This is a genomic window from Plantimonas leprariae, from assembly GCF_008802405.1.
In the GTDB taxonomy this organism is placed as follows: Bacteria; Pseudomonadota; Alphaproteobacteria; order Rhizobiales; family Rhizobiaceae; genus Plantimonas; species Plantimonas leprariae.
This window is the reverse complement of the sequence record NZ_VZDO01000009.1, coordinates 87,341-100,911: the sequence shown is the minus strand read 5'-3', so window position 1 is coordinate 100,911 and position 13,571 is coordinate 87,341. Positions and strand designations below refer to the sequence as shown.

Here is a 13,571-nt window from a genome sequence, read left to right as displayed (position 1 = left end):
TCAGTCGTCACCGTAACGGCTGAGAAAGTTCGAGATGAGCACGGCGAGGATCAGCACCGCGCCGATGATGATGATCGTGCCGTCGCCCTTGACGCCCGACAGAGCGAGGCCGTTCTTCAGGACCTGCACGAGGCAGAGGCCGACGAGCGTGCCGATCACGAGGCCGCGCCCGCCGAAGATCGAGGTGCCGCCGAGGACGACGGCCGTGATCACGTCGAGCTCGATGCCGGTGCCCATGTCGGAGCGCGTGGTCGAGACGCGGCTGACGAAGACGAGGGCCGCCAGCGCCGAGACGAAGCCGGAAGCGGCGTAGATCAGGAGCTTCACCCGGTCGACCGGGATACCGGAATAGCGCGCCGCCGCCTCGTTGTTGCCGATCGCATAGGTGGCGCGGCCGAAGCTGGTGAAGCGCAAGGTGAAGAAGCCGAGAAGGGCGACGAGGGCGAGCAGCCAGAGCTGCGTCGGGACGCCGAGGAAATTGCCCTGGCCGAGCTCGAAGAACCATGTCGGATAGCCGCGGATCGAGCGCGCCTGGCTGATCCCTTCCGCGAGGCCGCGATAGAGCGCCAGCGTCGCCAGCGTCGCGATCAGCGGCGGCACGGAGAAGCGGGTGATGATCAGGCCGTTCGCGAGGCCGCAGAGCGTGCCGACCATCATCACGAGCCCCATCGCGACCGGCAGCGGCAGGCCGAGCGTCTTCCAGAACACGCCGACGAGGATGGCGCAGAGGCCGAGGATCGAGCCGACGGAGAGGTCGATGCCGCCGGTGACGATGACGAAGGTCATCACCACGGCGATGAGGCCGACCTCCGTCATCAGCCGCCCTTGGTTGAAGAGGTTGGCGGCGGTGAGGAACCGGTCGTTCTGGACGGCGAGGATGGCGAGCGCGACGACGAGGAGGACCGTCAGGATCGTCTCGTGCCGGAGAAGCGAGCGAAGGGTCATAACCTGTGTCCCCTCAGCCGGTCCGTCGCCGCCGCGCCATGTCGGCGAGCACGGTCGCGAGGATCAGGATGCCCTGTACGGCGCGCAGCCAGTAGGCCGAGACGTTGAGGAAGATCAGCGACGAGCCGATCGCGGCGAAAAGGATCGCCGCCAGCGTCGAGCCGACCACCGTGCCGATGCCGCCCAGGATCGAGACGCCGCCGACGACGGAGGCGGTGATGATCACCAGTTCCAGCCCGTTCGGCACGGTCGACTGGATGACCTGCAATTGCGTCGCGAACAGCACCGCCGCGACGCCGCCGATCGCGCCGTGGATGGCGAAGACCTTTACCACGGTGGAGCGCACGCCGATGCCGGTCGCTTCCGCCGCTTCCGGGTTCGAGCCGACCGCGTAGACCGAGCGGCCGAAGGCGGTGTGGCGCATCAGCAGCGCGGCGAGGATCGTCATCGCGATCATGAACCAGACCGGCGAGGGCACCTCGAACAGGCGGAACTGCGCGAGCTGGTAGCCGGGCGGCAGCCCCGAGATCCAGGCGCCGCCGGTGACGGTGATCAGCCCGCCGCGCAGGATCGACAGCATCGCCAGCGTCGCGATGATCGAGGGGACGCGCAGATAGGCGACGACCGCCCCGACCACGAGGTTGACGAGCGCGCCGATCACGACGGGCCCGAGCCAGGCCAGCCAGATCGGATAGCCGTTGGTGACGAGGAGGCCGGAGATCGTGGCGAGGACGCCGATCAGGGCGCCGATCGACACGTCGATATGGCCGGAGATGATGACGAGCGACATGCCGATCGCCGCCACTGCGATATAGGCGTTGCCGACGAAGATCGCCGTCAGGTTGTTCTGCGAGAAGAAGCGCGGGTTGATCCACGTGACCACCGCGAAGAGCGCGACGATCGCGAGCGCGAGGAGGATCTCCTGGCCGAGCGTCGAGCCGATGCGGAACGACCGGCGGCGCGGCGCGGCAGCAGTGGCGGCAGCCTCGCTCATGCGGCGGCCTCCACGGGCGCGCGGCCCTGCATCATCGCCGCGCCGACCGCATCGGGCGTGGCGTCCTGCCGATCGAACGTCGCGACCAGCCGGCCGGCGTTCATCACCGCGACGCGGTCGCTCATGCCGAGCACCTCGGGAAGTTCGGAGGAGATCATCAGGATCGCGATGCCCTGCCGCGCGAGTTCGGTCATCAGGCGGTGGATTTCCGTCTTCGCCCCGACGTCGACGCCGCGCGTCGGCTCGTCGAGGATGAGCACGCGCGGATCGGTCGCGAGCCATTTCGCGAGCACGACCTTCTGCTGGTTGCCGCCGGAAAGCTGCGAGACGATCTGCTTCGGTCCCCGCGCCCGGATGGCGAAGCGCTTGATCGCGTCGGCCGCCATCTCCGTGACGCGTCTCGCGTCCACCACCGAGCCGCGCGTCAGGCGCGGCAGCACCGCCATCGAGACGTTCTCGCGGATCGATTGCGGCCGCACCAGCCCGTGCAGCGCCCGGTCCTCCGGCACGTAGCCGATGCCGGCCGCGATGGCTTCCGCGACGCTGCTGATCTTCAATGGCTTGCCGGACAGCGTGATCGTGCCGGCATTGACGGGCCGGACGCCGAAGATCGCCTCCGCCGTCTCGGTGCGGCCGGAGCCGACGAGGCCTGCGAGGCCGAGGATCTCGCCGGCGCGCAGGTCGAAGGACACATCGCGCACCGCCGTGCCGCTGGCGAGCTTCTCGACCTTGAGGACCACCTCACCGATCGGCACCGTCTCCTTCGGGAAGAGCTGGTCGATGTCGCGGCCGACCATCATCGAGACGAGGCTGGCTTCCGTCACCTCGGCGATCGGCTTCGTCGCGACCGTCTTGCCGTCGCGCAGCACTGTCACGCGGTCGGCGATCTCGAAGATCTCGTTCATCCGGTGCGAGACGTAGACGATCGCGACCCCCTCGCGGCGCAGCGACCGGACGACGTCGAGGAGGCGGCGCACGTCGGCCTCGGCGAGCGCGGCGGTCGGCTCGTCCATCACGAGGACGCGGGCGTTGCGCGACAGGGCCCGCGCGATCTCGACCCGCTGGCGGTTGGCGACGGAGAGCTTCGAGACCTTGGCGTCGACGTCGAGGTCCGGGCAGTCGAGCCGGTCGAGGAGGGCTCTGGCTCCGGTGCGCACCTTCGCCCAGTCGACCGTGCCGATCCCGGTTCGCGGCGCGTGGCCGAGGAAGACGTTCTCGGCGACGGTCAGCGAAGGAAACAGCAGCAGTTCCTGATGCACCACGGCGAGGCCCGCGCCTTGCGCCTCGCGCGGGCTGGCGAAGCGCCGCTCGCCGCCGTCGACGAGGAGCCGCCCCTCGTCCGCCCGATGCGCGCCCGACATGATGCGGATCATCGTGGACTTGCCGGCGCCGTTCTCGCCCATCAGCGCGTGGACCTCGCCGGGGCGGACGTCGAAATCGACGCCGCGCAGCACCGAAACCGGCCCGAAGGATTTCGAGACGCCGGCGAGCGCGACGATCGGCGCCGCTGCCTGGGATGGTGCTTCAACCGGCACGAGCTTGGCCTTCCTCCGCCTGTCCCTCGACGCGCGCGACGACGAGCCGGACGCCCGCCGCCTCGATCATCTGCGCGTGCGCGTCGTCGATCCCCTCGTCGGTCACGATCGTGCCGACGCGCTCCAAGGGCGCGACGATCATCGACGAGCGCGAGCGGAACTTGGTGGAGTCGGCCAGAACGATCAGCTCGCTCGCACGGCGCATCAGCCGCTGCTCGGACTGGACGATCAGCGGATCGGTCTCCGCGATGCCGAGGCCCGAGATCGCCCGGCAGCCCATGAACATCTTCTCGGCGGCGAAATGCGCGATCCCGTCCGCTTCGAACGGGCTGATGATCAGGCCCTGCTCGCGGTAGATCGCGCCGGCCGGCACCAGCACGGTGCACTTCGTGTGCTTCGTCAGGTGCTCGGCGATGCCGAAGGAGTTCGTCATCACCTGCAGGGGCAGGGCGGTGAGGTGGTGCACCATCTGGAAGGTCGTGGTGCCGCCGTTGATGATCACGGCGTCGCCCTCGGCGCAGAGACCGACGGCAGCCCGCGCGATCGCCCGCTTCTCCGGCCGCCGCTGCGCCTCGTTGGCGACGAGGGTCGGTCCGCCGATGCGGCCATAGGGCGAGGAGGAGGGCGCTTCCGCCCCGCCGCGCACGCGCTTCAGCTTCTTCTGCAGCGCGAGCGTCGCGATGTCGCGCCGGATCGTCGCCTCCGACGCGCCTGTCAGTTCGGCAAGTTCCCCGATCGCCGCCACCGAGCGGCCCTGCACGGCGCTCAGGATGATGCGGTGCCGCTCCAGCTCGTGCATCCCTGTCCTCTCCCGACCGCCAACCTTCACGCCGGTGCGAGAAATGTCAATCATCTTCGATCATATTCCGACATTGCAGTGCAACATAAGCATGGTTATGATTGATTTTGTTGACAGGTGATCGGAATTGGCGCAGTTCGTGTAGCGAAGGCGAGGGTCGATCCGCTCCCGCCCCGTGCATGGGAGGGCACATGTCCGGCGTCACCGAATCATCGCGGCTGCAGAGCCTCTGGGACGCGGCCGAGGCCGACGCGCTCGACGAGCCGGGCAGGCTGCTCTACCGCTCGAATCTGCTCGGCTCCGACAAGCGCATCACCAACTACGGCGGCGGCAACACCTCGGCGAAGGTGCGGCATCGCGACCCGCTGACCGGCGAGGACGTGACGGTGCTCTGGGTGAAGGGCTCGGGCGGCGACGTCGGCACGATGAAGCTCGACGGCTTCGCGACGCTCTACCTCGACAAGCTGGACAAGCTCCGCGACATCTACCGCGGCCCGGCGCACGAGGACGAGATGGTGGGCTACCTGCCCCACTGCACCTTCGACCTCAACCCGCGCGCCGCCTCGATCGACACGCCGCTCCACGCCTATCTGCCTTACCCGCATGTCGACCACATGCACCCGGACGCGGTGATTGCCATCGCCGCGACCGTGAACGGCCGCGAGATCACGCATCGCGTCTACGGCGACGAGATCGGGTGGCTCGAATGGCGGCGTCCGGGCTTCGAGCTCGGCCTCGAACTCGCGCGCTTCGCCGCCGAGAACCCGGACGCGAAGGGAGTCGTCCTCGGCTCGCACGGCCTGTTCACCTGGGGATCCTCGGCCGAGGAGTGCTACGAGACGACGATCCGCATCATCAACCGCGCGATCGAATGGTTCGAGGGTGAGCTCGCCGGCAAGCCGGCCTTCGGCGGCGAGGCGGTGTCGGCGCTCGCACCCGAGCGCCGACGGGAGATCGCGGTACGCCTGATGCCGGAGATCCGCGCTCGGATCGGCTCCGAGAAGCCCAAGGTCGGGCACTTCGACGATTCCGACGCGGTGCTGCAGTTCGTCGGTTCGAAGGACCTGAAACCCTTGGCGGCGCTCGGCACCTCCTGTCCTGACCATTTTCTGCGCACCAAGATCCGCCCGCTGGTCCTCGACTTCGACCCCGCGAGCGGCGACGTCGACGCGCTCGCCGCCACCCTCGACGGCGCGATCGAAGCGTATCGGGCGGACTATGCCGGCTACTACGAGCGCTCGAAGCACGAGAACTCCCCGGCGATCCGCGATCCGAACGCGGTGATCTATCTCGTTCCCGGCGTCGGCATGATCTCGTTCGCCGGCGACAAGGCGACGGCGCGCATCGCGGCCGAGTTCTACGTGAACGCGATCAACGTCATGCGCGGCGCGTCCGGCGTCGACACCTATCAGGGCCTGCCCGAGCAGGAGGCCTTCGACATCGAATACTGGCTGCTGGAAGAGGCGAAGCTCCAGCGGATGCCGAAGCCGAAGCCGCTCGCGGGCCGCGTCGCGCTCGTCACCGGCGGGGCCGGCGGCATCGGCCGGGCCATCGCCGGGCGGCTGCTGTCCGAGGGCGCCTGCGTGGTGCTGGCCGACATCGACGAAGGCGCGCTGGAGGCGGCGAAGGGGGATTTCGCCAAGGGGTTCGGCGCGGATCAGGTCCGCACCACCCGCATGAACGTCACCGCCGAGGGGGAGGTGGCGGGAAGCTTCGCCGACGCCGTGGTCGAATATGGCGGGCTCGACATCCTCGTCTCGAATGCCGGCATCGCCTCCGCCTCGCCGATCGAGGACACGACGCTGGAGGTCTGGGACCGGAACGTCTCGATCCTCGCGACCGGCTATTTCCTCGTGTCGCGCGAGGCGTTCCGGCTCATGCGCCGGCAGAAGCTCGGCGGCTCGATCGTGTTCATCGCCTCGAAGAACGGCCTCGCGGCCTCCGCCGGCGCCTCGGCCTACTGCACGGCGAAGGCTGCCGAGATCCACCTTGCCCGCTGCCTCGCGCTCGAAGGGGCGGAGGCCGGCATCCGCGTCAACACGGTGAACCCGGACGCGGTCCTGCGCGGTTCGAAGATCTGGAGCGGCGAATGGCGCGAGCAGCGCGCCGCCTCCTCGCGGATCGACACGAGCGAGCTGGAGGAGCACTACCGCAACCGCTCGCTGCTGAAGCGCTCGGTGTTTCCGGAGGACATCGCGGAGGCGGTCTACTTCCTCGCCTCGGACCTCTCGGCGAAGTCGACCGGCAACATCATCAACGTCGACGCCGGCAACCAGATCAGCTTCACGCGGTGAGACGGCGTCCCCTTTCCCGGATCGGGAGAGGGAGGGAGCCCTAGCTTGAACCGGTGGAGGGAGTATCTGCCATGACCATGTCGCCCATCGATCCCGGCCTGATCGAGCGCCACAACGCCGATCGGCGAAAGCATCTCGACGCCGACTACGCCTCGCTCGGCGAGCGCTTGTCGCGCCGCGGCGTCGACATCGACGCGATCGCACGCAAGGTCTCCGCCTTCACCGTCGCCGTCCCGTCCTGGGGCGTCGGCACGGGCGGCACGCGGTTCGCGCGGTTTCCTGGGCCGGGCGAGCCGCGCGGCATCTTCGAGAAGCTCGACGACTGCGCGGTGATCCAGGCGCTCGGCCGCGCGACGCCGGCCGTCTCGCTCCACATTCCCTGGGACAAGGCCGATCCCGCCGAACTGAAAGGCCGCGCCGACGCGCTGGGCCTCCGCTTCGACGCGATGAACTCCAACACCTTCCAGGACCACCCGAGCGATCCGAACCAGCCGTTGTCCTACAAGTTCGGCTCGCTGTCCCATGCCGACCGCGCGGTGCGCGAGCAGGCCGTCGCCCACAACGTCGAGACGATCCGCATCGGGACCGCGATCGGCTCGAAGGCGATCACGGTCTGGATCGGCGACGGAACGAACTTCGCGGGGCAGGCCGATCTCGGCCGCTCCTTCGACCGCTACCTCGAATCGATGCGGGCGATCGTCGCGGCGCTGCCAAGCGACTGGCGCGTCTTCACCGAGCATAAGATGTACGAGCCGGCCTTCTATTCGACCGTCGTGTCGGACTGGGGCACGAACCTGATGATCGCGCAGGAACTGGGGGAGAAAGCCTTCTGCCTCGTCGATCTCGGCCATCACGCGCCGAACACCAACATCGAACAGATCGTCTCGCGCCTGATCCGCGCGAAGAAGCTCGGCGGCTTCCACTTCAACGACTCGCGCTACGGCGACGACGACCTCGACGCCGGCTCGATCGACCCGTTCCGCCTGTTCCTGGTCTTCAACGAACTCGTCGGCGCGGGCGAGGCCTTGGACCGGTTGCACCCGACCCACATGATCGACCAGTCGCACAACGTCACCGACCCAATCGAAAGCCTGATCCGCTCGGCGAACGAGATCCGCCGCGCCTATGCGCAGGCGCTCCTCGTCGACCGAGCGGCGCTGACCGGCTATCAGGACGCGAACGACGCGATGATGGGGTCGGAGACGCTGAAGAACGCGTTCCGCACCGATGTCGAGCCGATCCTGGCGAAGGCGCGCGTCGATGCAGGCGGGGCGATCGACCCCATCGCGGCGTACCGGGGAAGTGGCTACCGTGCCAAGGTCGCGGCCGAGCGACCGGCTTCGGTCGGCGGAGGAGGGGGGATTGTCTGAAGCACACCGGGTCGAAGCGGTCGACGTCCAGTCGGCGAACCAGCCGGCGCGGGCGAAGCGTCTGCGTTCGCTTTCCACTGCTCTGACGATCGCCGACCTGAAAGCCCGGGCCCGCCGACGCGTGCCGAAGATGTTCTTCGACTACGCCGATTCCGGCGCCTGGACGGAGGGCACCTATCGTGCCAACGAGGCGGACTTCGCCGCGATCAAGCTGCGCCAGCGCGTCCTCGTCGACATGACGGGCCGGAGCCTCCAGAGCGAAATGATCGGCGAGCGGGTGGCGATGCCGGTGGCGATCGCGCCGACCGGCATGACCGGCATGCAGCATGCCGACGGCGAGATGCTGGGCGCGAGAGCCGCGGAAGCCTTCGGCGTGCCCTTCACGCTGTCCACCATGAGCATCTGCTCGATCGAGGACGTCGCATCGGTCACGAAGCGGCCGTTCTGGTTCCAGCTCTACGTGATGCGCGACCGCGATTTCGTCCGCAACCTCATCGGCCGCGCCAAGGCGGCCGGCTGCTCGGCGCTGGTGCTGACGCTCGATCTCCAGATTCTCGGCCAGCGCCACAAGGACCTGCGCAACGGCTTGTCCGCCCCGCCGAAGTGGACGCCGAAGCATGCCTGGCAGGTGGCGACGCGGCCGCTCTGGGCGATGGAGATGCTCGGCACGAAGCGCCGCTCCTTCGGCAACATCGTCGGCCACGCGAAGAACGTCTCGGACCTGTCGTCGCTCTCGTCCTGGACGGCCGAGCAGTTCGACCCGAAACTGTCCTGGGACGATGTCGCCTGGATCAAGCGGGAATGGGGCGGCAAGCTGATCCTGAAGGGCATTCTCGACTCCGAGGACGCGCGGGCTGCGGCCGATACCGGCGCGGACGCGATCATCGTCTCGAACCACGGCGGCCGCCAGCTCGACGGGGCGCGCTCGTCCATCTCGATGCTGCCGCGCATCGTGGACGCCGTCGGCGACCGGATCGAGGTGCATCTCGACGGCGGCATCCGCTCGGGGCAGGACGTCCTGAAGGCGCTCGCGCTCGGCGCCAAGGGCACCTATATCGGCCGGCCGTTCCTCTACGGCCTCGGCGCGGGCGGACAGGACGGCGTGACCCGCGCGCTGGAGATCATCCGCACCGAACTCGACGTGACGATGGCGCTCTGCGGCCGGCGCGACGTCCGCGACATCGACCGCTCCATTCTGGACGAGGGCTGAGCCGGCTTTTCCCGACGCGACTTCGGCCGGGTTCCGTTATGGTGCCAGCATCGAGCGGGGAAACGGCATGAGCGTCAGGGATCGCGTCAGGGTCAAGGAGGTTCGGACGCTGTCCGACGACTGGTACGTCCTGAAGAAGACGACCTTCGACTGGCAGCGCGCCGACGGCACGTGGCAGACGCAGAACCGCGAGACCTACGATCGCGGCAACGCCGCCGTGATCCTCCTCTACGATCCGGATCGGCGCACCGTCATCCTCGTCCGGCAGTTCCGCTACCCGGCCTTCGTCAACGGCTACGACGATCTCCTGATCGAGGCCCCGGCCGGCCTCCTCGACAATGCCGAGCCGGAGGAGCGGATCCGCAAGGAGACGGAGGAGGAGACCGGCTACCGGGTGCGCGAGGTGACGCGCATCTTCGACAGCTTCATGAGCCCCGGCTCGGTGACGGAGCGGCTCACCTTCTTCGTCGCCCGCTACTCGCCGGACGACCGGATCACCGAGGGCGGCGGCGTCCACGACGAGGGTGAGGACATCGAGGTGATCGAGCCGACGATCGAGGCCGCGCTCGCGATGATCGCGGACGGGCGCATCCTCGACGCAAAGACGATCATGCTCATCCAGTACGCCGCGCTGCACCTGCTGCGGTAGCGGGCGGCGCGGTCAGCGCCAGGCGATCTCGCCGTCGCGGTATTCGAGAATCCGGTCCTGCCGGATCGCGACATGCGCCGCGGCGTCGGCGTCCATGCCGCCGTAGCGGCGCAGGAAGCAGCGCATGATGCCGCCATGCGCGACGACGATCGTCGGCCGCCGGAGCGCCTCGAAGACCGCCGCCATCCGCTCCTCCAGCATGGCGTAGCTTTCCCCCGCCTCGCCGCTCGGGACGTAGCTCCACTTGGCGCGGTCGCGCGTCGCGACGGCGTTCGGCTGGATGACGTCGATCTCGGCGAGGGTCGATCCCTGCCAGTCGCCGAAGTTCAGCTCCATCAGACGCGGGTCGGTGGCGTAGTCGTCGGCGGGTAGATCGAGCGCGCGGCGCAGGATCGCCATCGTGTCGCGCGTCCGCGTCATCGGGCTGGCGAGGAAGTCCCAGCCCGGCGCGCCGGCGCCGACGAGGCCGCGCAGCGTCTCGCCGTTGCGCTCCGCCTGGTCGAGGCCGCGCCGGTTCATCGGCACGTCCGTCTGTCCCTGGATGCGCCGTTCGGCGTTCCAGTCCGTTTCGCCGTGACGGCAGAGAACGAGATGCGGCAGCACCGGAATGCGAGGGCTGACGGTCAGTCCTTGACCACCGAGATGTCCGGCGCATCGACGGCCTTCATGCCGATCGTATGGTAGCCGGAGTCGACGTGATGCACCTCGCCGGTGACGGCGGCGGACATGTCGGAGAGGAGGTAGAGCGCCGAAGCGCCGACCTCGTCGATCGTCACCGTCCGCTTCAGCGGGGCGTTGTACTCGTTCCACTTCAGGATGTAGCGGAAGTCGCCAATGCCGGACGCCGCCAGCGTCTTGATCGGGCCGGCCGAGATGGCGTTGACCCGGATCGCCTTGCCGCCGAGATCGACCGCGAGATAGCGGACCGAGGCCTCCAGCGCGGCCTTCGCGACGCCCATGACGTTATAGTGCGGCATGACCTTCTCGGCGCCGTAATAGGTCAGCGTCAGCATCGAACCGCCGTCCCGCATCAGCTTCTCGGCGCGCTGCGCGACCGCCGTGAAGGAATAGACCGAGATCAGCATGGTCTTGGTGAAGTTCGCCTCGGACGTGTCGACGTAGCGCCCGGTCAGCTCGTCCTTGTCCGAGAAACCGATGGCATGGACGAGGAAGTCGAGCTTGCCCCACTTCTCCTCCAGCGCGGCGAACACGGCGTCGATCGTCGCGGCGTCGCCGACGTCGCAATGGCCGGCGAGCGTCGCGCCGAGCTCGGCGGCCAGCGGCTCCACCCGCTTCTTCAGCGCGTCGCCCTGATAGGTGAGGGCGATCTCCGCCCCCGCCTGCGACAGGGCCTTGGCGATTCCCCAGGCGATCGAGCGATTGTTCGCGACGCCCATGATGAGGCCGCGCTTGCCGCTCATGAGGCCTTGGGTTTCCGCCATGTCCGCTTCCTCGATCGCCGGGGAGGACGGCGTCCGCCGTCGAAGCGGCGGTATGGCATAGGGTCCGCCCGCCTTCAAGGCGCGGGGACCGCGGGGAAAAACGCCCGGCTGCTCAATCCGCCGTTGCGGGCTGGCGCGCTTTCAGGAACTCCGCCAGCGCGGGATCGGGCTCGGCGGGAAGGGTGATCCTGAGCGATACGAGGATGTCGCCGCGCCCGCCCGCCTTGGTGGTCAGACCCTTGCCCTTCAGCCGCAGCGTCTTGCCGGAATTCGACCAGGGCGGCAGCCGGAGCGACACCCGGCCGTCGAGCGTTTCCACCGGCAGCGGGCCGCCGAGCACGGCGACGTCGAGCGGCACGGCGAGGTCGAGCAGCAGGTCGCGGCCGCGGGCGGTGAAGCGCGGATGCTCGACGAACTCGATGGTCACCAGCGCGTCGCCCGCCGTGCCGCCCGCGACGGGCGCGGGCTGCCCCTGACCACGCAGGCGGATCGTCTGCCCGTCCTCGACGCCAGCCGGCAGCTTGATCGCAAGGCGCTTGCCGGACGGGAACACCGCCTCCACCTTCTCGTCCGAAACGACGTCCTCGAGGCGCACCTTCAGGTTCGCCTTCAGGTCCTCGCCCTTTTGCGAAGCGTTGCGTGCCGCGGTGAAGCCGGACGAACGGCGGCTGCCGGTGTTGCCGCTGCCGCCCGCGGTGCGCCCGCCGAAGGCCTGCTCGAAGAAATCTGCGAACATGCTTTCGCCGCCACCACCGTCCCCGCCGGAGCGGAACTCGAAGCCGCCCGCGCCGCCGAACGGATCGCGCCCGCCGCCGCCACCGCCGAACGGATTGCCGCCCGGAAAGCCCTGGAACCGGGGCTTGCCGTCCGCATCGATCTCGCCGCGGTCGAACTGCGCGCGCTTGTCCTTGTCGCCGAGGATCTCGTAGGCCTGGTTCGCCTCGTTGAAGCGCGCGCCTGCCTGCGCATCGCCCGGATTGGCGTCCGGGTGGTAGGTCTTGGCGAGCTTGCGGAAGGCGCTCTTGATCTCCTTCTCGCTCGCCGTCTTCGGCACGCCGAGTACGGCGTAGGGATCGCGCATGTGGCTCAAGGTCCTGCTGGCGGCTCGGGCGCGGCGCGGATCGCGGGCACCGTCCCGACGGCATTATATGGCGAACCGCACGGCGGAATTGAAGGCGTCGACGTTTCCCCGGGCAGGGCCGGTCTCAGCTGCCTTCGCTGAATTTCGTCAGCGTCCATTCGCCCTGGCCCTTGGTGCAGGCCTCGCCGCTGTAGAGCGCGACGCCGTCGTAGCGCTGGCGGGACGTGCGGAACTGGCGGCAGATCATGTTGCCGGCGCGGTGTTCCTGGATGTTGGAGATGACGCCGCTCGCGCCGGTATCGGCGTTCGCCCAGGCCATGGGTTGCGTTTCGACGCCCTGGATATTGGCCGAGGAGACCGCGTTGCGGACCGTGTTCTGGTCGGATTGGTCGACCGGAGCCGTGGCCGGCCCGGCCGCATTCGCCTGCTGCACCGAGTTGGTCGCCGTCCGGTCCACTGCCTCTTCCAGGCCACCGCCCGACAGGACGCAGCCCGACAGGGCGGCGACCGCGAGAAGGGCGAGGCAGGCGGCTTTCGGAAAGGGCATCTCGGTCCTATGTCTCGCGGCCCGGGAGGTCGCGAACGGCGATGAACGCGACGCTCCCGAAGGCGAGAGGCCGCGCGACTATGACGAACGAAAGCTTAACCCTTGGTGAAACTCTCGCCGGCGATGACCCGATCGGCCTGTTCGCCGACTGGCTGCACGATGCCGAAGCCTCGGAGCCGAACGACCCCGGCGCCGTGGCGCTCGCGACCGTCGACGCTTCGGGCCTTCCGGACGTCCGGATGGTGCTCCTGAAGGGCTACGACGCTCGCGGCTTCGTGTTCTACACGAATTTCGAAAGCGCGAAAGGAACGGAGATTCTGGCGAATCGAAAAGCCGCCATGTGTTTCCATTGGAAGACACTGCGGCGACAGGTGCGGCTGCGCGGGCCGGTCGAGGTCGTCACGCAAGCGGAGGCCGACGCCTACTTCGCCTCGCGCCCGCGCGGCAGCCGGCTCGGTGCCTGGGCCTCGCAGCAATCGCGTCCGCTGGAAAGCCGCAAGGTCCTCGCCGACGCGGTGGACGAGGTCGACAGACGCCATCCCGGCGAGGACGTTCCGCGGCCGCCGAACTGGTCGGGCTTCCGCATCGTGCCCGGGGAGATCGAGTTCTGGAAGGACGGCGCCTCCCGCCTCCACGACCGCATCCTCTACAAGGGCGGCCGCGGCGGGGAGGGCTGGGAGCGGACGCGGCTCTATCCGTGAGGCG

The 13,571-nt window shown here is 68.7% G+C and carries 13 protein-coding genes; 5 read left to right on the top strand and 8 right to left on the bottom strand.

Features of this window, described 5'->3' with window-relative positions; all coding sequences use genetic code 11:
• Genes F6X38_RS12300 through F6X38_RS12285 form a run of 4 tightly spaced genes read right to left on the bottom strand, consistent with a single transcriptional unit; the run spans position 1 to position 4,273 of the window.
• Entirely contained in the window at positions 1 to 945 is a 945-nt protein-coding gene (locus F6X38_RS12300) for an ABC transporter permease (protein ID WP_150970124.1), read from the bottom strand.
• A 13-nt stretch (positions 946 to 958) separates the two neighbouring features.
• Entirely contained in the window at positions 959 to 1,939 is a 981-nt protein-coding gene (locus F6X38_RS12295; RefSeq protein WP_150970123.1) for an ABC transporter permease, read from the bottom strand.
• Positions 1,936 to 3,474: a sugar ABC transporter ATP-binding protein gene (locus F6X38_RS12290; RefSeq protein ID WP_150970122.1), complete on the bottom strand. Its 1,539-nt coding sequence runs from the start codon at positions 3,472 to 3,474 to the stop codon at positions 1,936 to 1,938. The genes F6X38_RS12295 and F6X38_RS12290 overlap by 4 nt, the downstream gene beginning before the upstream one ends.
• Positions 3,464 to 4,273 carry a DeoR/GlpR family DNA-binding transcription regulator gene (locus F6X38_RS12285; RefSeq protein ID WP_150970121.1) on the bottom strand — a complete coding sequence of 270 codons (810 nt, stop codon included), beginning with the start codon at positions 4,271 to 4,273 and terminating at the stop codon, positions 3,464 to 3,466. The genes F6X38_RS12290 and F6X38_RS12285 overlap by 11 nt, the downstream gene beginning before the upstream one ends.
• Before the next feature lie 191 nt (positions 4,274 to 4,464).
• Between F6X38_RS12285 and F6X38_RS12280 the strand changes: the two genes are divergently transcribed.
• The 4 genes from F6X38_RS12280 (at position 4,465) to F6X38_RS12265 (ending at position 9,796) form a co-directional block, all read left to right on the top strand.
• Complete coding sequence (locus F6X38_RS12280) at positions 4,465 to 6,567, top strand: bifunctional rhamnulose-1-phosphate aldolase/short-chain dehydrogenase (RefSeq protein ID WP_150970120.1); 2,103 nt, start codon at positions 4,465 to 4,467, stop codon at positions 6,565 to 6,567.
• A gap of 71 nt (positions 6,568 to 6,638) precedes the next feature.
• Positions 6,639 to 7,937 (top strand): L-rhamnose catabolism isomerase, encoded by a 1,299-nt coding sequence (rhaI, locus tag F6X38_RS12275; protein ID WP_150970119.1) that lies wholly within the window; start codon positions 6,639 to 6,641, stop codon positions 7,935 to 7,937.
• Positions 7,938 to 7,998: 61 nt separating this feature from the next.
• Positions 7,999 to 9,147 carry an alpha-hydroxy acid oxidase gene (locus tag F6X38_RS12270; RefSeq protein ID WP_281353065.1) on the top strand — a complete coding sequence of 383 codons (1,149 nt, stop codon included), beginning with the start codon at positions 7,999 to 8,001 and terminating at the stop codon, positions 9,145 to 9,147.
• Between the two features lie 67 nt (positions 9,148 to 9,214).
• Positions 9,215 to 9,796, top strand: a complete 582-nt coding sequence (locus F6X38_RS12265; RefSeq protein ID WP_150970117.1) for an NUDIX domain-containing protein — start codon at positions 9,215 to 9,217, stop codon at positions 9,794 to 9,796.
• Positions 9,797 to 9,808: 12 nt separating this feature from the next.
• On the opposite strand, the gene F6X38_RS12260 is transcribed toward F6X38_RS12265, so the two are convergent.
• The 4 genes from F6X38_RS12260 to F6X38_RS12245 all read right to left on the bottom strand — a co-directional run bounded on the left by F6X38_RS12260 (position 9,809) and on the right by F6X38_RS12245 (position 12,866).
• Positions 9,809 to 10,399: a histidine phosphatase family protein gene (locus F6X38_RS12260; RefSeq protein ID WP_150970116.1), complete on the bottom strand. Its 591-nt coding sequence runs from the start codon at positions 10,397 to 10,399 to the stop codon at positions 9,809 to 9,811.
• A 20-nt stretch (positions 10,400 to 10,419) separates the two neighbouring features.
• A complete protein-coding gene (gene fabI / locus F6X38_RS12255; protein WP_150970115.1) occupies positions 10,420 to 11,238 on the bottom strand; it encodes an enoyl-ACP reductase FabI in 819 nt (272 codons plus the stop codon).
• A 112-nt stretch (positions 11,239 to 11,350) separates the two neighbouring features.
• Complete coding sequence (locus F6X38_RS12250) at positions 11,351 to 12,319, bottom strand: DnaJ C-terminal domain-containing protein (RefSeq protein ID WP_150970114.1); 969 nt, start codon at positions 12,317 to 12,319, stop codon at positions 11,351 to 11,353.
• 124 nt (positions 12,320 to 12,443) lie between these two features.
• Positions 12,444 to 12,866 (bottom strand): RT0821/Lpp0805 family surface protein, encoded by a 423-nt coding sequence (locus F6X38_RS12245; protein WP_150970113.1) that lies wholly within the window; start codon positions 12,864 to 12,866, stop codon positions 12,444 to 12,446.
• Between the two features lie 80 nt (positions 12,867 to 12,946).
• Between F6X38_RS12245 and pdxH the strand changes: the two genes are divergently transcribed.
• Complete coding sequence (gene pdxH, locus F6X38_RS12240; RefSeq protein ID WP_150970112.1) at positions 12,947 to 13,567, top strand: pyridoxamine 5'-phosphate oxidase; 621 nt, start codon at positions 12,947 to 12,949, stop codon at positions 13,565 to 13,567.
• The last annotated feature ends 4 nt before the right edge of the window (positions 13,568 to 13,571 follow it).